19 protein-coding genes are annotated in these 20,326 nt (G+C 73.4%); 11 read left to right on the top strand and 8 right to left on the bottom strand.

The genetic code is table 11. The features are described 5' to 3' along the window. Window positions 1-46 precede the first annotated feature (46 nt). The gene (gene rsmI / locus ACK8N7_RS21965; RefSeq protein ID WP_366843412.1) at window positions 47-925 is read left to right on the top strand and encodes a 16S rRNA (cytidine(1402)-2'-O)-methyltransferase; all 879 of its coding nucleotides are present in this window, start codon (window positions 47-49) and stop codon (window positions 923-925) included. 24 nt (window positions 926-949) lie between these two features. Here rsmI and ACK8N7_RS21970 read toward each other — a convergent pair whose 3' ends face one another. The 5 genes from ACK8N7_RS21970 to ACK8N7_RS21990 are packed head-to-tail and all read right to left on the bottom strand — an operon-like array spanning window position 950 to window position 4,934. After that, entirely contained in the window at window positions 950-2,014 is a 1,065-nt protein-coding gene (locus ACK8N7_RS21970; protein ID WP_403212540.1) for a serine hydrolase domain-containing protein, read from the bottom strand. Next, entirely contained in the window at window positions 2,011-2,943 is a 933-nt protein-coding gene (locus tag ACK8N7_RS21975; protein ID WP_500443827.1) for a DUF6895 family protein, read from the bottom strand. The genes ACK8N7_RS21970 and ACK8N7_RS21975 overlap by 4 nt, the downstream gene beginning before the upstream one ends. Beyond that, window positions 2,940-4,007 carry a DUF6895 family protein gene (locus ACK8N7_RS21980; RefSeq protein WP_500443828.1) on the bottom strand — a complete coding sequence of 356 codons (1,068 nt, stop codon included), beginning with the start codon at window positions 4,005-4,007 and terminating at the stop codon, window positions 2,940-2,942. Before ACK8N7_RS21980 ends, ACK8N7_RS21975 begins: the two co-directional genes overlap by 4 nt. Beyond that, on the bottom strand, window positions 4,004-4,747 hold the full coding sequence (locus ACK8N7_RS21985) for a hypothetical protein (protein ID WP_500443829.1): 744 nt from the start codon (window positions 4,745-4,747) through the stop codon (window positions 4,004-4,006). Before ACK8N7_RS21985 ends, ACK8N7_RS21980 begins: the two co-directional genes overlap by 4 nt. Window positions 4,748-4,757: 10 nt before the next feature. Then, window positions 4,758-4,934 carry a hypothetical protein gene (locus tag ACK8N7_RS21990; protein WP_015609087.1) on the bottom strand — a complete coding sequence of 59 codons (177 nt, stop codon included), beginning with the start codon at window positions 4,932-4,934 and terminating at the stop codon, window positions 4,758-4,760. Between the two features lie 489 nt (window positions 4,935-5,423). On the opposite strand from ACK8N7_RS21990, the gene ACK8N7_RS21995 reads away from it, so the two are divergent. From ACK8N7_RS21995 to ACK8N7_RS22015, 5 genes are all read left to right on the top strand, one after another. Continuing rightward, the gene (locus ACK8N7_RS21995; protein ID WP_403212533.1) at window positions 5,424-5,780 is read left to right on the top strand and encodes a hypothetical protein; all 357 of its coding nucleotides are present in this window, start codon (window positions 5,424-5,426) and stop codon (window positions 5,778-5,780) included. Window positions 5,781-5,882: 102 nt separating this feature from the next. After that, a complete protein-coding gene (locus ACK8N7_RS22000; RefSeq protein WP_403212530.1) occupies window positions 5,883-6,749 on the top strand; it encodes a TatD family hydrolase in 867 nt (288 codons plus the stop codon). Window positions 6,750-6,951: 202 nt separating this feature from the next. Beyond that, window positions 6,952-8,253, top strand: coding sequence for a resuscitation-promoting factor (locus tag ACK8N7_RS22005; protein WP_500445816.1), 1,302 nt, complete (start codon window positions 6,952-6,954; stop codon window positions 8,251-8,253). Then, window positions 8,250-9,122: a 16S rRNA (adenine(1518)-N(6)/adenine(1519)-N(6))-dimethyltransferase RsmA gene (gene rsmA / locus ACK8N7_RS22010; RefSeq protein ID WP_500443832.1), complete on the top strand. Its 873-nt coding sequence runs from the start codon at window positions 8,250-8,252 to the stop codon at window positions 9,120-9,122. The genes ACK8N7_RS22005 and rsmA overlap by 4 nt, the downstream gene beginning before the upstream one ends. Beyond that, complete coding sequence (locus tag ACK8N7_RS22015; RefSeq protein WP_403212526.1) at window positions 9,119-10,024, top strand: 4-(cytidine 5'-diphospho)-2-C-methyl-D-erythritol kinase; 906 nt, start codon at window positions 9,119-9,121, stop codon at window positions 10,022-10,024. Before rsmA ends, ACK8N7_RS22015 begins: the two co-directional genes overlap by 4 nt. Before the next feature lie 30 nt (window positions 10,025-10,054). Here ACK8N7_RS22015 and ACK8N7_RS22020 read toward each other — a convergent pair whose 3' ends face one another. Next, on the bottom strand, window positions 10,055-10,558 hold the full coding sequence (locus ACK8N7_RS22020) for a DinB family protein (protein ID WP_403212523.1): 504 nt from the start codon (window positions 10,556-10,558) through the stop codon (window positions 10,055-10,057). Window positions 10,559-10,605: 47 nt separating this feature from the next. Next, the gene (locus ACK8N7_RS22025) at window positions 10,606-11,289 is read right to left on the bottom strand and encodes a class I SAM-dependent methyltransferase (protein ID WP_500443834.1); all 684 of its coding nucleotides are present in this window, start codon (window positions 11,287-11,289) and stop codon (window positions 10,606-10,608) included. A gap of 103 nt (window positions 11,290-11,392) precedes the next feature. On the opposite strand from ACK8N7_RS22025, the gene ACK8N7_RS22030 reads away from it, so the two are divergent. Next, window positions 11,393-11,986, top strand: coding sequence for a helix-turn-helix domain-containing protein (locus ACK8N7_RS22030; RefSeq protein ID WP_403212517.1), 594 nt, complete (start codon window positions 11,393-11,395; stop codon window positions 11,984-11,986). 42 nt (window positions 11,987-12,028) lie between these two features. Here the strand turns inward: ACK8N7_RS22030 and ACK8N7_RS22035 are convergent, their stop codons facing one another. Continuing rightward, window positions 12,029-12,769, bottom strand: a complete 741-nt coding sequence (locus tag ACK8N7_RS22035) for a hypothetical protein (protein WP_500443836.1) — start codon at window positions 12,767-12,769, stop codon at window positions 12,029-12,031. Window positions 12,770-13,097: 328 nt separating this feature from the next. On the opposite strand from ACK8N7_RS22035, the gene ACK8N7_RS22040 reads away from it, so the two are divergent. The 4 genes from ACK8N7_RS22040 (at window position 13,098) to ACK8N7_RS22055 (ending at window position 20,302) form a co-directional block, all read left to right on the top strand. Further along, window positions 13,098-14,486: an acyltransferase family protein gene (locus ACK8N7_RS22040; protein WP_403212513.1), complete on the top strand. Its 1,389-nt coding sequence runs from the start codon at window positions 13,098-13,100 to the stop codon at window positions 14,484-14,486. A 106-nt stretch (window positions 14,487-14,592) separates the two neighbouring features. Next, window positions 14,593-16,413: an ABC-F family ATP-binding cassette domain-containing protein gene (locus ACK8N7_RS22045; protein WP_403212511.1), complete on the top strand. Its 1,821-nt coding sequence runs from the start codon at window positions 14,593-14,595 to the stop codon at window positions 16,411-16,413. 45 nt (window positions 16,414-16,458) lie between these two features. After that, the gene (locus tag ACK8N7_RS22050; RefSeq protein WP_500443838.1) at window positions 16,459-18,108 is read left to right on the top strand and encodes an outer membrane protein assembly factor BamB family protein; all 1,650 of its coding nucleotides are present in this window, start codon (window positions 16,459-16,461) and stop codon (window positions 18,106-18,108) included. Between the two features lie 235 nt (window positions 18,109-18,343). Further along, window positions 18,344-20,302 (top strand): outer membrane protein assembly factor BamB family protein, encoded by a 1,959-nt coding sequence (locus ACK8N7_RS22055; protein ID WP_500443840.1) that lies wholly within the window; start codon window positions 18,344-18,346, stop codon window positions 20,300-20,302. Window positions 20,303-20,326 lie beyond the last annotated feature (24 nt).

Consider the following 20,326-nt stretch of genomic DNA (forward strand, 5'->3'; position numbering starts at 1 on the left):
TCGTAGGGAACGCATCTGTGCGAAGGGTGCTGCCCGTGCTGCGAGGATGGCTGATGTGACTGGAACGACTGGAACGCTCGTGCTCGCAGGGACCCCCATCGGTGACGTGGCGGACGCCCCGCCACGCCTGGCCGCCGAACTGGAGCGGGCCGACGTCGTCGCCGCCGAGGACACCCGGCGGCTGCGCCGGCTCACCCAGGCGCTCGGCATCCACACCTCGGGGCGTGTCGTCTCCTACTTCGAGGGGAACGAGTCCGCCCGTACGCCGGAGCTGGTGGAAGCCCTGGTCGGGGGCGCGCGGGTGCTGCTCGTCACCGATGCCGGGATGCCGTCCGTCTCCGACCCCGGCTACCGGCTCGTCGCCGCCGCCGTCGAGAAGGACATCCGCGTCACCGCCGTCCCGGGGCCGAGCGCCGTGCTCACCGCGCTCGCCCTCTCCGGACTGCCCGTGGACCGCTTCTGCTTCGAGGGGTTCCTGCCCCGCAAGGCCGGTGAGCGGCTCTCCAAGCTCCGCGAGGTCGGGGACGAGCGGCGCACCATGGTCTTCTTCGAAGCGCCCCACCGGCTCGACGACACCCTCGCCGCCATGGCCGAGGTCTTCGGCGCCGATCGTCGCGCCGCCGTGTGCCGGGAGCTGACCAAGACGTACGAGGAGGTCAAGCGCGGTCCGCTCGGTGAGCTGGCCGTGTGGGCCGCCGACGGGGTGCGGGGGGAGATCACCGTCGTCGTGGAGGGCGCCACCGACTCCGGTGACGAGGGGCTGGACGCCGAGGAGCTCGTACGGCGCGTACGTGTGCGCGAGGAGGCGGGGGAGCGGCGCAAGGAGGCGATCGCCGCGGTCGCCGCCGCTGCGGGGGTGCCGAAGCGGGAGGTGTTCGACGCGGTGGTGGCCGCCAAGAACGCGGAGAAGGCCCCGAAGTCTTAGCGGAGAAGCCCGAAGCTCTGGTGCTTACGGCGTTTCCGTCAGCAGTCCGTACGCCGTCGCCACGAACGTGTCCCCCCGGTGCACCCGCCGCGTCGCCGTCGCCGCCACCACCAGACCCGTCTCCGGGCGGAAGCCCAGGAACGCCTGCTGGCCGAGGGTCGCCCCGGCGTGGAAGAGGGCCGGACCGTACGGGGTCGGGTGCTGGAACCACGTCAGCGTGTGGGTGTGCGCGTGGTGCAGGCCCCGCCGGAGCACCGGGCGGGTCACATCGGTGAGCGCGGCGCCCAGTGCCGCGTCCCGGGGCCCGGCCCCGCCGCCCACATGCGCCTCCAGGAACGTCAGCAGGTCCAGCGGCGTCGACCGCACCGCCCCCGCCGCCGTGAAGCCCCCCGTGTCCAGCGCGGGCAGCGGGGTTCCGTCGCGGCGGTGGCCGGTCGCGTCGGTGCCGTCCGGGCCCGGGCGCAGCAGCGTGGCCTCCAGGCCCAGCGGGGCCAGTACCTGCTGGTGCAGCAGCACCTCCCACGGGGTTCCGGTCGCGGCGGCGAGGGTGTGGCCGAGGACGGAGACCGCGAAGTTCGAGTAGTGCCAGCGGGTGCCGGGGCGGTGGCGCGGGCGGGCGCGCAGGAAGGCCCGGACCACCCGGTCCGCCGGGTAGTTGCCGTACGGGTCCGTCGACCATCGGGGCACCGCCTGCGGGTAGAAGTCGGCGGGCAGGCCCGGCAGCCCCGAGGTGTGGGTGAGCAGATGGCGCAGGGTGATCCGGCGGACCGAAGGGTGCACCGGCAGGCCCGGGGCCAGCAGGTCCGCCGCCCGGTCCTCGTACCGCACCCTCCCCTGCGCCACCAGCCGGGCCAGCAGCAGCCCCGCGAACGGCTTCGACGCCGAACCCAGCTCGTAGTGCAGGTGCTCGCGGGCGACCGGGCCCGGCTCCGCGCTGCCGCCCGTGCGGACCGTGCGCACCCCACCCCGGCTGATCGCGATCACCACGTCCGGGGCATCGATCCGCCCGCCCGCCTCGGCGAGGAGGCGGGCCATGGTGGCCGAGGAGCCGGGGGCCGTCACCGGGGCCGCCGCCGTCACGTCCGTCATGCCGGAGCCGTCGCCGGGGCGCTCAGGCCGGACAGGGCCCGGCTCATCGCCAGCGCGGAGGCGAACGCGGCGACCAGCGTCGGGTGGTAGACGAGGTCGAACACCGACTCCTCGTCGCCCTCCGGCATCCCGCCCACCACCGGCATCGCCCCGTCCGGCTGCTGCGCCTGCGCGAACCCCTGCCAGGCCGCCGCGTCCAGCGTCGGTTCCGGGAGGCATGCGTCCACGACCAGCAGTTCGCCCAGCAGGTCCCAGCGCTTCAGGTCGAGCCAGTCGTCCAGCCAGGTGGGCAGCCAGAGTTGCAGGTACTCCGCGATGTCGGCGGGGAGTCCGGCCGGCTTCTCGCCCCAGTCGGTGAGGTGGAAGACCGTGTGCGTGATGTCGTAGCCGATATGGCCCTCGACCGTCCACGGCTCGGGCCGCCGCGCCAGCCAGGTGTGCGCCAGCGCCGCCGTCTCCGGAACGCTCGGCTCCACCCCGAACCGCCGCTCGATCGCGCTCAGCCCCAGCCGCCGCACCGGAAGCACCTCCAGCGCCGCCCAGCTGGCCAGGCGGTGGTTGAGCCGGATCGCGGACTCCAGGTCCGGCTGCCGGTAGCCCAGCTCCCGGAACGGTACGTAGACCTCCAGCGGCACCGGCGACAGCGGCTCGCGCCGCTGGCCCTCCAGCAACCGCGCCCCCGACCCCAGCAGCTCGTGCCATGCGTGGTCCAGGAGCTTGTGCGCGAGCGCGGACTGCTGCGAGCCGGCCACGCCCTCGCGGAAGATGACCTTCGCGATCAGCGCCAGCTCGCCCAGCGGCTTGAACCGGTCCAGCATCCCCGCCTCCGGGGCCGGGTCGGCCTCCAGCCGGAACCCTTCGCGGTGCTCGTACAGCCAGCCCAGGGCCTTCGCCCCGACGTCGTGGATCTGCTGGATGCCGCTGCTCATGGGGTGTGCCTTTCCCGGCCGGGAGTCGTCCTGTCCGTCCGCCGCGGCGACCTCAGCGGCCTGAGGGACAGGGCCGCCGCGAAGGCCGTGACGAGCGTGGAGTGGTAGCAGTCGATGAAGGGGTACGGGTCCGGCGCGTCCTCTTGAATCGGTACACCGGTCTCCGGGACGCAGCCGGTCGTGTGCTGTACGTCGGCGAGCACCGGCCAGACCGCGTCCAGCAGCTCCAGGGGCGCCGGACCCGGCAGCGAGGCCGCCACCGCGAGCAGCTCGCCCGTGAGGTCCCACTGGCCGCTCTCCAGACAGCCGTCGGCCCAGGCGGGCAGCCAGGTCCGCAGGTACGCGTCCGTCTTCTCCGGCACCCGGTCGGGCATCCGGCCCCAGTCGGTGAGGTGGAAGACGGTGTGGGTCAGCGCGTAGCCGGAGGGGCCCTCGAACGTCCACGGCTCCGAGAGCCCCCCCAGCCAGGTCCGGGACAGCACCCCGCCGGCGTCCGTGTGGGTCACCACCCCCACCCGCCGCTCCGAGTTGATCAGCCCGAGCTGGCGGTTGGCGTGCTGCTCGGTGTGGGCCCAGGCGCGGGTCGCCGTGAGCGGGCGGGCCAGCGCCTCGAACCCCTCGTGGCGCAGCCCGTACCCGGCGAAGGCGGCGTAGATCTCGTACGGGTAGGCCGCGAAGGGCTCCGCGCGGAGCAGCTCCAGGAGGAGGCCGCCCGCGCCCACCTCCTGCCAGGCGTACGTGACGAGGTCCCCGGCCACCTCGTGTTCCGGGGTGCCGGGGGCGGTGGCGGCGCGGACCGTGGAGCAGAGCTGGGCCAGTTCGCCGAGGGGTTTGAGCGTGGCGTTGACCTGGGTGTGGGGTTCCAGGACGTCGTCGGGGAGCGCGAACCCCGCCCGGTGCGCGTCGGTCCAGGCGAGGGCCCCGCGCAGGACGAGCGGGAGGACGGCGAGCGCGGCGCCGGGGGAAGCCGGGTCCCGGGGGGCCGGGCGGGCGTGTGTCCGGGAGCCCTGGCGGCCTTGGGGGTCCGGGTGTCCCTGGGGCCCCTGCGTCGCGGTCGTCGTCATCGCGCCCTCGCCTCGGCCATCAGCCGGGCCGCCCGCACGTGCAGGGTGACACGGGGGTCGTGGCCGCCCATCAGCTCGACGAAGTCGAGGCCGCGCTCCAGGCCCAGGGTCGCCGGTTCACCGCCGATCGCCGCGAGCCAACGGCCCGCGCCCGCCGCCTGGAGCCAGTCGCGCCGCCGCACCGCGCGGACGAAGCCGCGTGCGAGGTCGACCGCCCGGTCCGCCGCGGCCCGCTGCACGGCCGAGGGGGCGGCCGGTACGGCGAGGGGAGCGAGGACCGAGAGCTGATGGGTGAAGGACTGCCAGGGCGCGCTCTCCAGCCAGGCGGCGTCGGGCTCCGCGTACGTGCCGGTGCCGGTGCTCGTGCCGGGACCGGTCGCCCCGGTCGGGCCCGTCGCGTCCGGGGGCGGCGGCGTGAACCGCTGGAGCGTGGAGATCATGTGCCAGTGGCTCCAGGCCGTCGCGGCCGGAGCGTCGGGCTTGGGCGGGAATTCCCGTACCGCCCGGTCGAGCACGGCGACATCCCCGGGATGCGGATGACGGCCGTACAGAACACTCGGCAGCAGCAGGTCGGCGCCGATGACCCGCGCGGCCGCAATTCCGGTCCGGTTCTCCTCGTCGATTCCTGCCGCACCGCAAACCGTGGCGAGGTGGTCCCCGCTCCGAAGAGCGAGGACCACCTCTGTTGCCAGGTCATGCACGGCACCCGCTAGCGGGGACGAAGCATGTGTCTGGTCCATGTTCCGACGTTCAGCCCTTCTTCGGGCGCGGGGTCGGAGGCGAAAGCAGCAGGGCGCCGCCGCCGGCGAGAAGCGCGAGGTAGGCGCACTCGCGGGAGTCGCGGTACACGCCGTCGATCTCGCCCGGGTTGAGCGCGGTGTCGAGGTCGAGCTCGATGTCGGTGGCAGTGGTGTCCGTGGTGTACATGGGTGCTCCCCATCCTGTGGGAAATCGGGTGGATGTACGTACCAAGTCGTGCTTGACGTACGTTCCGAGTGAAAGGGAGAAAGGAGGGCGCCGCAAATGGAGATCGGGCATCCGTGGCAATTTTCCCTTCAATTGAATGGTGAATTCATGGGACGGTCGGGTGATGAAAGGCCGGGGATTCGGGGAATCCAGGGGGGTCGCGCGGGGGTGGTGCGCGGGCGCATTCACGCCCCGGTGGTGGCGCGCACGGGGCGCTCGTCGGCCTCCCGGACACCGGCTTTCTGCTCCACCGGTCACGGGCTGCCCTGTCGCGGGCCATGCGGCGGCAAAGGGCGGCAAAAGGAGGCCAAGAACGCATCAATAACGCCTCTGAGCTGGTGCGTCGGCCCCTGCCCGGGTGTCCACTGGAAGGGACGGGCCGCCTGTCCGAATCCCTCGGGCGGGCCGGCCGTCCCCGGAGTGCCTGACCGGCGGACAAGAGGAGCGGGTATGAGCGAGATCGCAGCGACCACCGTCCACGAGGCGTACGCCTTCGCCTGCATGAGGTGCGGGTACGGCTGGGAGCAGTCCTACGAGATAGAGCACCACGTGGACATCCACGGTCACGAGTTCGTCGTCTACACGGCGGACGGTGAGCGGGTGCCGTCCCCGCTCTCGACGCCCACCTGCACCAACTGCGGAGGGCACGTGGTCCGGATCATGCGCGCCGGGCGGGTGGCCGGTGCCCAGCAGCTGCTGCACGCCCCGCGCAGTGCGAAGAGGGACGCCGAGAAGGTCCCGGCCGCCGCCTCCTCCGACCGCCACTGGCGGCTGTCGGACCTGCTCCACCCCTTCCACCGCAGGTGACGTACGTGTGACGCCGGGCCCGGCGCCGCCGGTGACCGCCTCCCCGCGTGAGGGCCCGGGTCCTCGTACGCCGGTGGACCGGGCCCTCGTAGAGTCGTCCGCATGAGCCGTACCCAAGCCCCGCCGCAGCCCGAACCCCTCCGGGTCCCGGTCGCCGACTCCCACACCCACCTGGACATGCAGGACGCCAGCGTCGAGGAGGCCCTCGCCCGGGCCGCCGCGGTGAACGTGACGACGGTGGTCCAGGTGGGCTGCGACGTGGCCGGCTCCCGCTGGGCCGCCGAGACCGCTGCCGCCCACCCGGCCGTCCACGCCTCGGTCGCCCTGCACCCCAACGAGGCCCCGCGCATCGTCCACGGCGACCCGGACGGCACCGCGCGGCAGGGGGCCCGGAAGCCCGGCGGCAAGGCCGCACTGGATGAGGCGCTGGCGGAGATCGACGCGCTGGCCGCCCTCGACCACGTGCGCGGGGTCGGGGAGACGGGCCTGGACTTCTTCCGTACGGGCCCTGAGGGGATCGCCGCCCAGGAGGAGTCGTTCCGGGCCCACATCGAGATCGCCAAGCGGCACGGCAAGGCCCTGGTCATCCACGACCGGGACGCGCACGCGGATGTCCTGCGGGTCCTGCTCGACGCGGGCGCGCCCGAGCGGACCGTGTTCCACTGCTACTCCGGCGACGCCGAGATGGCCGAGGTCTGCGCACGGGCCGGGTACTTCATGTCCTTCGCGGGCAACGTGACCTTCAAGAACGCCCAGCCGCTGCGCGACGCGCTCGCCGTCGCCCCCACGGAGCTGGTCCTCGTCGAGACGGACGCGCCTTTCCTCACCCCCGCCCCGTACCGCGGACGGCCCAACGCCTCCTATCTCATTCCGGTCACGCTCCGCGCGATGGCCGAGGTGAAGGGGCTGGACGAGGACACGCTGGCCGCCGCGATCTACGACAACACGGCACGTGCGTTCGACTTCTGACCTCTGGTCACACCTTCCCGGCGACGCTGTGCAGCCGTGTCGCTTTGGAGAGTCACCGGAGCTCCGCTATCGTCCCCGCGCACGACGGGGTGGTGGCGGGCGGATCTTCGGGAGCGGCGTGAGTACTTCGCAGGGCAGTCACCGGGCGGTGCGCGGCGGACGGCGTACGGCACTGGCGCCGCCGCCTCCCGCCCCGGTGCCGATGGCCCCTCCCGGCGCGTTCCACCAGCAGCTGACCGTGGCCGACGGGGTCCTCGTCGAGGGCGGTGCCGCCCACGCCCCGACCGTGGTCGACACCCCGCTCCCGGCGCCCTGGCAGGGACCCACCCGCGCCGCCGCCCGACGGGCCGCCAAGCGCCGCCGCCGTACGTTCGCCGGGAACCCGTTCACGGGAATGTCCTTCGCCGGGAACCCCGACACCCTGCGGCGGTTCGTCCCCAAGGCCCTAGTCGTCGCCTTCCTGGCCGGCGGCACCACCGCGTTCGTCGCCGACGACAAGGCGGTCCGGCTGGACGTCGACGGCACGCCCCGCACCCTGCACACCTTCGCCGACGACGTCACCGAGCTCCTGGCGGACGAGGGCGTCACCGTCGGCCCCCATGACGTCGTCGCCCCGGCCCCCGGCGCCGGGCTCGACCACGGTGACGAGGTCGTCGTCCGCTACGGCCGCCCCCTCGACCTCACGCTCGACGGCCACCACCGCCGGGTGTGGACGACCGCCGACACCGTGGACGGGGCCCTCCGCGCGTTCGGGATCCGCGCGGAAGGGGCGTATCTCTCCGTCTCCCGCTCCGCCCGGATCGCCCGCACCGGCCTCACCCTGGACGTCCGCACGGAACGCACCGTGACCTTCATGGCCGACGGCCAGGAACGCACCCTGCGCACCAACACCGCCACCGTCCGCGAGGCCCTCGCCGAGGCGGGCATCACCCTGCACGGCCACGACACCACCTCCGTCGACCCCGCGAGCTTCCCGCGCGACGGCCAGACGGTCTCCGTCATGCGGATCACCGACACCCGCGAGGTGCGCGAGGAGACCGTCCCGTACGCCGTCGAACGGAGCGAGGACCCCGAGCTGTTCCGGGGCACCGAGGTCGTGGAGCGGGCGGGCCGCAACGGCGTGCGCCGGGTCACGTACGCCGTGCGGACCGTCAACGGCGTCCGGCAGAAGCCCCGCAGGACCGCCGAGGAACTGGTCCACCGGCCGGTCAGCCGCATCGTGCGCACCGGCACCCGGCAGCGGCCCGCATCGGTGGCCGGGGCGGACCGGCTGAACTGGGGCGCGCTCGCCGCCTGCGAGTCCGGCGGGCGGGCGGGGGCGGTGGACCCGAGCGGGACGTACGGCGGGCTGTACCAGTTCGACACCCGGACCTGGCAGTCCCTCGGCGGCAGCGGGCGGCCCCAGGAGGCCCCCGCCGCCGAGCAGACGTACCGGGCGAAGAAGCTCTACGTACAGCGGGGGGCGAGTCCGTGGCCGCACTGCGGCCGTAGGCTTACCGGGTGAGCAGCACAGAGCCCGACGCCCTCCTGGGCCCCGCAGACATCCGCGACCTGGCCGCGAAGCTGGGCGTACGCCCGACCAAGCAGCGCGGTCAGAACTTCGTCATCGACGCCAACACGGTCCGCAGGATCGTGCGCACCGCCGAGGTCCGCCCGGACGACACCGTCGTCGAGGTCGGCCCCGGGCTCGGCTCGCTGACCCTGGCGCTGCTGGAGGCGGCGGACCGGGTGGTCGCGGTCGAGATCGACGACGTGCTCGCGGCCGCGCTGCCCGCCACGGTCCGGGCCCGGATGCCGGAACGGGCCGACCGCTTCACCCTCGTCCACTCCGACGCGATGCTGGTCACCGAGCTGCCGGGCCCCGCGCCCACCGCGCTCGTCGCGAACCTCCCGTACAACGTGGCCGTGCCCGTCCTGCTCACCATGCTGGAGCGCTTCCCCAGCATCGAGCGGACCCTCGTCATGGTCCAGGCAGAGGTCGCCGACCGGCTGGCCGCCCGCCCGGGCAACAAGGTCTACGGCGTGCCGTCGGTGAAGGCCAACTGGTACGCGGAGGTCAAGCGCGCTGGGTCCATCGGCCGTACGGTCTTCTGGCCCGCCCCGAACGTCGACTCCGGGCTCGTCTCGCTCGTCCGGCGCACCGAGCCCATCGCCACCACCGCGACCCGCGCCGAGGTCTTCGCGGTCGTGGACGCGGCCTTCGCCCAGCGCCGCAAGACGCTGCGCGCGGCCCTGTCCGGCTGGGCCGGCTCCGCGCCCGCCGCCGAGGCCGCGCTGATCGCCGCCGGGGTCTCGCCGCAGGCGCGCGGGGAGGCGCTGACGGTGGAGGAGTTCGCGGCGATCGCGGAGAACAAGCCGGAGGTGTCCGAATGAGCGCCGCCGTCACGGTCCGCGTCCCCGCCAAGGTCAACGTCCAGCTCGCCGTGGGCGCCGCCCGCCCCGACGGCTTCCACGACCTGGCCAACGTCTTCCTCGCGGTCGGCCTGTACGACGAGGTCACCGCGGCCCCCGCCGACGAGCTGCGCATCACCTGCTCGGGCCCGGACGCCGCCCAGGTCCCCCTGGACGCCACCAACCTCGCCGCCCGGGCCGCCCTCGCGCTGGCCGAGCGGTACGGCATCACGCCCGCCGTCCACCTCCACATCGCCAAGGACATCCCGGTCGCGGGCGGCATGGCGGGCGGCAGCGCCGACGGGGCCGCCGCCCTGGTCGCCTGCGACGCCCTGTGGGGGACCGGCGCGAGCCGCGACGAACTCCTGGCCATCTGCGCCGAGCTGGGCAGCGATGTGCCGTTCAGCCTGGTCGGCGGGGCCGCGCTCGGCACCGGACGCGGCGAGAAGCTGACCCCGATCGAGGTCGGCGGGGCCTTCCACTGGGTCTTCGCCGTGGCGGACGGAGGGCTGTCCACGCCTGCGGTGTACGGGGAGTTCGACCGGCTCACGGCGGACACCGAGGTCCCCGAACCGACCGCATCGCCCGCACTGCTGGCCGCCCTGCGCTCCGGCGACTCCGGCGCACTCGCGGCGGCCCTGAGCAACGACCTCCAGCCCGCCGCGCTCTCCCTGCGCCCCTCCCTCGCGGACACCCTGGCCGCGGGCACGGAGGCGGGGGCCCTGGCCGCCCTGGTCTCCGGATCCGGGCCGACGACGGCTTTCCTGGTGGAGGACGGGCCGACGGCCCTCAAGGTGGCCGACGCGCTGCTGGCGTCGGGGACCTGCCGCAACGCACGGGTGGCACCGGCTCCGGCGCCGGGCGCGCACGTGGTGACGGCCTGAGCCGGTGAGCCGCTGACGGGGGCGAGCGGGTCAGCGGCCCGTCGTACCGTCGATCAGTTCGCGGAGGATGTCCGCGTGACCGGCATGGCGGCCGGTCTCCTCGATCATGTGGGTGAGCGCCCACCGGACACTGGGCGCGGACATCCCTGACCCCGCCCCTGACCCCGGCCGGGGAACCGGTGCGGCCAGGTCGGTGCACCCGTCGAGGACGGCGTTCGCGCTCCCGACCGCCGTACGGTAGCGGGCGACGACCTCGGCCACGCTGTCCGTCGGGGCAGCCCGGAACGTGGCCTGCCAGTCGCGGATGTCGTCCCCGAGGAACATCGCGCGCTCCACGCACGTGAGGTGATGGAGCAGGCCGAGCAGATTCGTACCGGAGCGCACCGCGGCGGTCCGGACCTCCGGCTCCGGGGCGCCGTCGACCTTCGCGGCGACGGAGGCCCGCAGATAGTCGAGGAACCCGCGCAGGGTCTCGGCCTCGCCGGTGCCGGTCCGGGGCGGCGGGGTGTCACGTCGGCGGTCACGGGTCGCCATGGCGGATCTCCTTCGGTCTCCTTCGCGGGGCGAGGCCCCGCACACGGTCAGGCGGCGGTGCGGCGGACGACGAGGACGTGGTCGGTGACCTCGGCAGTGGTGCCGTCCGGGCCGGTCGCGGTCCGTCGGGGTGACGCGGCCCGCTCGACCGTCCAGATGGCCGGGTCCAGCGCGATCCCCTCGGCGACCTCCTGCGGGCCCGGGTAGTGGGCATCCGGGTCCTGGTTCCACGACCAGGGCGCGGTCGATCCGTGGTCGACGACCAGCAGCCGCCCGCCCGGGCGCAGCGCGTGTGCGGCCCGGCGCAGGACGGCCGCCCGGTCCAGGTCGAACGGGGTGTGCAGGTAGTGGGCGGTGACCAGGTCGAACCCGCCGTCGGTGCTCCCGGTGCTCTCAGGGCTCTCGGGGCTCCTGGGGCCCTTCGGGAAGGACGCGCCCAGGTCGTGCTGCTCGGCGGTGACCCGGTCGCCCAGACCGAGCGAGCGGGCCAGGCCGGTGAGCCGCTCGACCGCCACGGCCGACAGATCGACGGCGGTGACCCGCCACCCCTGCCGGGCGAGCCAGAGCGCGTCGCCGCCTTCACCGCAGCCGAGGTCCAGCGCGTCGCCGGCCGGCAGGCTGGTGACCGTCTCGGTGAGGCGGACGTTCGGGCGGGGGTCGGTGGCGGCGGTCCGGGCCGCGTAGATGCCGTCCCAGGACGTGCGGGCGGCGGTCGTGTCGGTGGTCTTCATCGGGGCTCCTCCGGTCGGGATGCGTGCTGCCGTGGCACGCGTTCAGTCTTGCCAGGCCTGCCACCATCCGCACGGGATCTTGCCGTTCTGGCAAGATGACCGCATGGGCGGAGACGTGGACGGCGGCAGGGAAACCGACGGCGTGCTCGACGCGGTGGGCCCCCGGCTGCGTGCGCTGCGCCGCGAGCGCGGCATCACCCTCGCCGGCCTCGCGGCGACGACCGGGGTGTCGGAGAGCACCCTGTCCCGGCTGGAGAGCGGCCGGCGCCGGGCGACCCTGGAGCTGCTGCTGCCGCTGGCCCGTACGTACGACGTTCCGCTGGACGACCTCGTCGGCGCCCCGCGCACGGGCGACCCCCGGATCCATCTGAAGCCGATCCGGCGGTTCGGCATGGTCTTCGTCCCGCTGTCCCGGCGGCCGGGCGGGACGCACGCGTTCAAGATGATCATCCCGGCCCGCCCGGAACCGCTCGAACCGACCCCGCAGACCCATGAGGGCTACGAGTGGATGTACGTGCTCAGCGGACGCCTCCGGCTGGTCATCGGCGAGCGCGACCTGACGCTGCCGCCCGGTGAGGCGGCCGAGTTCGACACGTCCTTGCCGCACTGGCTGGGCAGCGCCGACGGCGGCGCGGTCGAACTCCTCATCCTGTTCGGCCCGCACGGGATGCGGGCGCACGTACGCGCCGACCCGTGACCGCCGTGACGGCCGCGGATCACCGACCGGCCCGCGTCCTCGTCACTGCCAGCGGTACGGCGTGATGCTGGGGTCGTAGGAGCAGGTGACCATCGTCCGGTTGGTGGCCTTCAGGGTGCGTCCGCGGTCGGCCTTCGCGCAGAACTGGCCGTCGACGACGGGGTGGCCGTTGGACGTGCAGTCGTATCCCTGCTTGCCGTCGGAGCAGGTGATCATCGACCCTCCGGCGGGCTTCGGCGTGGTCTTCTCGGGGGCCGGGGCGGGAGCCTGGGGCTCGGCCGTCCTCGGCGCGGCCGTCGGCTTCGGCTTCGGCTTGGGGGCGGGCGGGGTGTAGGCCGGGTCGTTCTTCTGGTGCAGGTAGCCGTTGAAGCTGGTCGTGCAGTCGCTGAAGTCCTCCGCGAGCTTCACGGTGACCGTGGTGGCGGCCGTGAGCCGTGTGCCGTGCCCGGGGCTGGCGTCGCAGATGTACCAGGCGTCGTGGTCCCGGGGGAGGACGACGTCCTTGTGCTGGGCGGCGGCCGTCAGGCGTGCGGGGGATATGTCCTGGCCGGTGAACTCCGCCTGCGCCTCCTCGTAGGTCTTGCTGTGCAGGACCGGCATGGCCGGATCGGGCGTGGGGGCCGGGGTGGGGGCGACCGTGGGGGTGGCCGAGGCGGTGGCCGAGGCCGAGGCGGTGGACGGGGTCGCCGGGGCGCTGTCGTCGGTCTGTGTGCCACCCCCGCATCCGGCCAGGGCGAGCACGCCGAGGAGGGCGAACGGGGCGAGGTGGCGAGGGATCCGCACGGTGCTGGTACTCCGGTTCTCGGAAACGGCGGGCGCCGCGGCAGGTCGCCGTGGGCCGGCCGGTGGGCCTGCCCCGCGAGCCGCGACGACAGGCCGCGCGGAGGTGCGGACACCCCTGCCGACATGCGCCGTCTCCCCCGAAGAGCAGCTTTTGTGCTTGTTTTACTCGGCACGCACCGGCCTGTCCAGGTCTACTCCGCAGTACGGCAATTAGGCCCCCGTCCGGACGCCGTTCGCCCGCCGTCCGGCCGCCGACTCCCGTACTCAGGCGGCGAATTGAGTACCCGTACCCTGACGCCCCGGCCACGCCCGCCGCGAACGTATGGACATGGGATCACCAGTTCGCGTACTCGCCGAAGCCACCCCCGCCGCCCGGGACCGCTACGTCGACCTGCTGCGCGTCGCCTCGCTCGCCGCGGTCGTCCTCGGCCACTGGCTGATGGCGGCCGTCACCCCGGACGGGGTCGGCAACCTGCTCGCCGTCGTCCCGGCGCTCCAGCCGCTGACCTGGCTGCTCCAGGTCATGCCGGTGTTCTTCTTCGTCGGCGGGTTCTCCCACGCGCTGTCCTACCGCTCGCTGCTCCGCAAGCGCCACGAGGGCTCCACGGACTCCGTCTACGCCGCCTTCCTGCGGGCCCGGCTGCAGCGGCTGCTGCGCCCCACCATGGTCTTCGTGCTGGTCTGGGGTGCGGCGGCTCTCCTCATCCAGCTGCTCGGCGGGGGCGGCGGGCTGACCGGTGTCACCCTGCGGCTGGTGACCCAGCCGCTCTGGTTCATCGGGATCTACCTGGCGATGGTGGCCTTCACCCCGCCGCTGCTGAGGCTGCACGAGCGGTACGGCTGGGGCGCCTTCGCCGGGCTGGCGGGCGCGGCGGCCGCCGTGGACGTGCTGCGGTTCGCGGCCGGAGTCCCGTACGTCGAGTTCCTGAACTTCGCCTTCGTCTGGCTCGCGGTCCACCAGCTCGGCTTCCTCCGCGCCGACGGCCGCCTCGGCGTCGGGCCCGGCCTTTCGGCCCTCCGCCGCCCCGCCCTGCTCGCCGGGGGCGGGCTGGTGGCCGCCGTGGCCCTGGTGGCGTTCGGGCCGTACCCGCTGTCCATGGTCGGGATGCCCGGCGAGAAGGTCAGCAACATGGCCCCGCCCACCCTCGCCCTGCTCTGCCACGGCCTCTGGCTTGTCGGCGCGGTCGAGCTGCTCCGCGTCCCCGCCGCCCGCCTGCTGGCCCGCCCCCGCGCCTGGCGCGCGGTGGTGGCCGCCAACGGGGTGGCGATGACCGCGTTCCTCTGGCACCTCACGGCGATGCTCGGGGTGTACGGGGCGATGCTCGCCCTGGACGTCCCGCTCCCCGGACCCGCCACCGCCGCCTGGTGGGCCCAGACGCCGCTGCGGCTGGCGGTCGCCGCAGCGCTCACTGCCGTACTCGTCGCGGCCTTCCGCACCTTCGAACGCCCGGCGGCCCCCGCCACCCCTCCCGTTCCCGCAACCACAACCACAACCGCACCCGCCTCCGGTACGGGCTCCGCCCCGCTGGCCGCCCTCGGCGCGACCCTCTGCCTGCTCGGCGTGCTCGGCCTCTCCATGGTCGGCTTCGCGGGCCTGCTGGAGGGCCGCACGGCCCTGCTGATCGCCATCCCGGTCTCGGCCCCGGCGGCCGTCGCGGCGACCCTGTGCGGCTGGCTCCTGGTGGAGCGGGCGGGGAGGGCGCGGTGCGCGCGGTGACCGGCGTACGCGTCGGGCTCCACCCGTCCACCTGCCGTCGGCCACCGACCCCCCTCCGCCGCGCCGTACCCTGGGAAGGTCGATCAACCCCCTAGGCAGGAGTGAAATGGCCGTCAATCTGGTCAATGTCGAGCAGGTCAGCAAGGTGTACGGCACCCGTGCCCTGCTCGACGGTGTATCCCTCGGGGTGTCCGAGGGCGACCGGATCGGTGTCGTCGGCCGCAACGGCGACGGCAAGACGACCCTCATCCGGATGCTCGCCAAGCTGGAGGACGCGGACACCGGCCGCGTCACCCACAACGGCGGGCTGCGGCTCGGTGTCCTCACCCAGCACGACTCCCTGGACCCGGCGAAGACCATCCGCCAGGAGGTCATCGGCGACCTCGCCGACCACGAGTGGGCGGGCAGCGCCAAGATCCGTGACGTGCTCACCGGGCTCTTCGGCGGTCTCGCCCTGCCCGGCTTCGAGCACGGGCTCGACACCGTCATCGCCCCGCTCTCCGGCGGCGAGCGCCGCCGTATCGCGCTGGCGAAGCTCCTCATCGACGAGCAGGACCTGATCGTCCTGGACGAGCCCACCAACCACCTCGACGTCGAGGGCATCTCCTGGCTCGCCGGCCATCTGCGGACCCGGCGCTCGGCCCTCGTCTGCGTCACCCACGACCGGTGGTTCCTGGACCAGGTCTGCACCCGTATGTGGGACGTCCAGCGCGGCACGGTCCACGAGTACGAGGGCGGCTACAGCGACTACGTCTTCGCCCGCGCCGAGCGTGAGCGGATCGCCGCCACCGAGGAGTCCAAGCGGCAGAACCTCATGCGCAAGGAGCTGGCCTGGCTGCGCCGCGGCGCCCCCGCCCGTACCTCCAAGCCGCGCTACCGCATCGAGGCCGCCAACGAGCTCATCGCCGACGTGCCGCCCCCGCGCGACACCAGCGAGCTGATGAAGTTCGCCAACGCCCGCCTCGGCAAGACCGTCTTCGACCTGGAGGACGTGACCGTCCAGGCCGGGCCCAAGACCCTGCTCACCCACCTCACCTGGCAGCTCGGCCCCGGCGACCGGATCGGCCTGGTCGGTGTCAACGGCGCGGGCAAGACCTCGCTGCTGCGCGCCCTGGCCGAGGCCGCCCGCACGCAGGGCGATGTGCAGCCCGCCGCCGGGAAGGTCGTCGTCGGCAAGACCGTCAAGCTCGCCTACCTCTCCCAGGAGGTCACCGAGCTCAACCCGAACCTCCGCGTCCTGGAGGCGGTCCAGCAGGTCCGCGACCGGGTCGACCTCGGCAGGGGCCGCGAGATGACGGCGGGCCAGCTCTGCGAGCAGTTCGGCTTCACCAAGGAGAAGCAGTGGACGCCCGTCGGCGACCTCTCCGGCGGTGAGCGCCGCCGCCTCCAGATCCTGCGGCTGCTGATGGACGAGCCCAACGTCCTCTTCCTCGACGAGCCCACCAACGACCTGGACATCGAGACCCTCACCCAGCTGGAGGACCTCCTCGACAGCTGGCCCGGATCGATGATCGTGATCTCCCACGACCGGTTCTTCATCGAGCGGACGACGGACAAGGTCATGGCGCTCCTCGGCGACCGCGCCCTGCGGATGCTGCCGCGCGGCATCGACGAGTACCTGGAGCGCAGGCAGCGCATGGAGGAGGAGGCCACCCCCTCCGCCGCCCCCGCCCCTTCGCGCTCCTCCGCCGCCTCGGCGGCCCCCGCCGTCTCCGCCCAGGAGGCCCGCGCCGCGAAGAAGGAGCTCCAGAAGGTGGAGCGGCAGCTCGACAAGCTCTCGACCCGGGAGACCACGCTGCACAAGCAGATCGCGGAGAACGCCACCGACTTCGAGAAGGTCGCCAAGCTCGACGCCGAGCTCCGCGAACTCGTCACCGAGCGCGACGAGCTGGAGATGCGCTGGCTGGAACTGGCCGAGGACGCCTGAGAGCCGGCTTGAGGACGTAGGACCGTACGAGGGGGAGACGTACCGATGTCGCAGTTGCCCGGCCCGCCCGGTCAGCCACCACAGGGAGAGGGCCGGGCGGACCCGGGTGTCTTCGGCGCCCCGTTCGAGCCGCAGCCCGGCGTGTACGGGCAGCCGCCCGCCGCCTTCCACGGGCAGCCGGACTCCGCGTACGGCTACGGCCACCCCGGGCCCGGTGGCCCGGCTGGCCCGGGTGGTGGCCGCAAGAGGCGGGGCCGTACCTCCGTCGTCGTCGCCGCCGTGCTCGCCGCGATCCTCGTCGTCGGCGCCGGGGCCTGGTACGCCACCGGGGACGGCGGCGACGATGCCAGGAGGCCCGTCGCCGAGGGGAGCGGAAGCGCTGCCTCCGGGCAGCCCGACACCCCGCCCGGGCGGAAACACACCCCCGCCCCGAAGCCCGCCGACCTCAACGCCGCACGCAAGAACGGCGAGAGCAGGGTCCTCTGGGTCCAGGAGAACACCGTGGACCTGCCCGGCCGAGGGGGCTCGCAGTTCGGGCCCTGGTTCGCCGGGGACATCGTGGCCAAGGCCCTGCACCGCACGGTTTCGGGCTACTCGGCCGCCGACGGGACGCAGAAGTGGAGCGTCGACCTCCGGGCGCGGGTCTGCGCGGCGCCCACCCTGCCCAGCACGGACGGGAAGATCGTCGTCGCGCTGGAGAGCGGCTCGCCGGACTCGGCGCAGTGCGACCGGCTCCTGATGATCGACCTGCGGACCGGCACGGAGGGATGGAACGCCACGTTCAAGCGGGTGGGCGTCTGGGACGGGCTCTCCGACATCACCATGGCCATCAACGGTGACGTGGTGACCGTCGGCCGGACCAGCCGCGCCGACGCCTACCGGATCAGCGACGGCAAGCACCTGTGGGACAAACTGCCCGGCAACTGCCAGCCGTACGGCTTCGCCGGCGGCGCCGTACCCCTCGCCGCCACCAGCTGCCGGACCGCGGCCGACGACCACGCGATCCAGCACGTACGGCGCATCGACCCGGCCACCGGCAAGGAGGTGTGGTCCTACCCGGTCAAGAAGGGCTTCAAGGTCGACCAGTTCTACTCGACCGACCCCCCGGTCATCTCGCTGCGCCAGGGCCAGGAGAAGTGGGCGATCGTGATCCTCAACGCCGACGGCACCTACCGCTCCCAGCTGGTCGCCGACGACGGTGAGAACTACGCACCCCGCTGCGGCAAGGATCTGCGCGCCCAGAACCCGAACCTCGACAACTGCCTGGGCGTCGCGGCCGACACGAGCACGGTCTACCTGGCGACCCAGCCCGTCAGCGCGGGCAAGACCCTGCCCACCAACGCCGTCGTCGCCTTCGACCTCGCCACCGGCAGGTCCCGGTGGCGGACCGACGCCCCCGCCGAGCAGAACCTGATGCCGCTGCGGGTCGAGGGCGGCAGGGTGCTGATGTACCTGGACGCGATGCGGGGTCACGGCCGGAGCAGGGGCGGCGGCATCTACGCCCTCCCGCCCACCGGTGGCGCCCTGCAACCCGTCCTGCGCCACCCGGAATCGGCGACCGGCGTGGAGACCTACTTCTCCACCGCCCACATCGCCTACTCCGGCGGACGCGCGGTGCTCACGCAGCCGTACATCAGCGGGGGCGACGACAAGCAGGAGAAGGCCATCGTGCCGATGCTCGCCTTCGGTGACTGACCATCACCTTCCGGCGGTCGTAACGAGGGCATCACAACGCGGTTCTCCCTTGGGAACAGGGGGTGGACCGAGCAGGGGTGAGGTGGTGGGCGGGTGGTACAAAGAAGCCCCGCCCGACTGTCGTAACACCGCGGAAGCCATGCCCGATTCGCTCCTTTCCGAGGGGAATTGAACCCTCCCGGAATCGCGGGGGAGACCGGATCGGGCACCGGACCGCACGAAGGGGGACGTGCTGATGAGCCAGCCGCCCAGCCAGCAACCGCCGCAGGGGGGCTTCGGGGCTCCGCAGGAGCCGCCGCCGGGAACTCCTCAGCCGCCCCAGGACCAGCCGCCGCCCCAGGACCAGCCGCCGCAGGCGCCGGCCGGTCAGCCCGCGCAGCCGCCGCAGCCGCCCGCCGGTGCGCCGCAGACGCCGCCCCCGGGCGGCCCGGCGTACGGCTACCCGCAGACGCCCCCGGCCCAGCCCGGCTACGGCTACCCCCAGGCGCCGGGACAGGCCCCGGGCCAGGCCCCCGACCCGTACGGCCAGGCCCCCGGCCCCTACGGCCAGCAGCCCTCCGGCCCCTACGGCCAGCAGCCCTCCGGCCCGTACGGACAGCAGCCCGGCCCCTACGGTCAGCAGGCCCCCGGCGGCTACGGCCAGCCGGCTCCCGGCCCCTACGGCCAGCCCACGCAGCCCGGTTACGGCTATCCGCAGCAGCAGTACCCCGGCGCCCCCGCCCCGGGCGGAACCGGCGGACCCTTCAAGGGGAAGACCGGCATCCTCGCCGCGGCGGCCGTCGCCGTCGTCCTGCTCGTCGGCGCGGGCGCCTGGTACGTGGTGAGCGACAGCGGCGACGACCCGAAGAAGCCGGTGGCCAACACCAGCAACGACCCCAAGGCGCCCGAGAAGCCCAGCGAGTCCCCGTCCGTCGACGAGGGCGACGGCACCGGCGGCGGCCGCGAGGGGAACGACGACCTCAACGCCGGACGCAAGGCGGGCGAGGCCAAGGTCGCCTGGCTCCAGAAGAACGACGTCGACCTGCCGCGCAACGGCGCCGAGATCTACGGCCCCTGGTTCGTCGGCGACACGGTCGTCCGGGCCATGTACCGCGGGATCTCCGGCTACTCGACCGCCGACGGCAAGAAGAAGTGGACCGTCGCGCTCCCCGCCGACATCTGCGCCACGCCCAACACGGTGACCCCCGACGGCAAGATCGTCATCGGCATCGAGAACGGCACCACGGACCGGTCCACCTGCTCCGTGATGCAGATGATCGACCTCAACACCGGCAAGGCCGGCTGGAAGTCGGAGGTCAAGAAGAACGGCACCTGGGACCTGATGTCCGACATCGGCCTCGCGATCAGCGGGGACACGGTCACCGCCGGGCGGACCAGCTACTCCAGCGCGTACCGCGTCAGCGACGGCAAGGAGCTGTTCGGCACCCCCACGGGCAACTGCAAGACCTTCGCCTTCGCCGGCGGCCCGAAGCTGATCGCCGCCGCCAACTGCCGCAACGGCGAAGCCGACAACCCGCAGCACCAGCTGCAGGAGCTGGACCCGGTCACCGGCAAGGCCAAGTGGACCTACCAGCCGCCGCGCGGCTGGGAGATCAAGAAGACCTACTCGGTGAGCCCGCTCGTGGTCTCGCTGGAGAACAAGAAGAAGAAGCAGTGGTCGGTCGCCGCGTTCACCGACAACGGCAAGCTCCGTTCCCAGCTGAGCCCCGCCAAGGGTGACCTGGTCGTCGCCGACTGCGGCGGCACGTTCGCCATCTTCGGCCAGAAGCTCGAAGGCTGCACCGGTGTCGCCGCCGACGCCAACACCTTCTACATGGCCACCAAGCCCGACACCACCGGCTCCACCGGGACCAACAAGGTCGTCGCCTTCGACCTGAACACCGGCAAGCCCAAGTGGACGGCGCCCGCCCCGGCCGAGCGCACCGTGCGCCCGATCGGGATGGACGCCGGCAAGGTGGTGCTCTACCTGGAGCCGCGGTACGACAAGGCCGGCGCCATCCTCACGCTCCCGCCGACCGGCGGCGCCACCAGCGTCCTGCTCCAGCACCCGGAGGGGACCAACCGGATCGAGAACGGCTTCTTCGGGGACCTGACCCTGTACCAGGGCGGCCGCTCCTACGTCCTCACCACGCGCGTCAGCGGCCGCGACGAGGGTGAGATGGAGCAGGCGACGGCGCTGGTGTTCAGCAAGTGACCGCCCACGACGGCATCCGACGCC

It is taken from the genome of Streptomyces griseobrunneus (assembly GCF_046713465.1).
Taxonomy (GTDB): domain Bacteria; phylum Actinomycetota; class Actinomycetes; order Streptomycetales; family Streptomycetaceae; genus Streptomyces; species Streptomyces microflavus.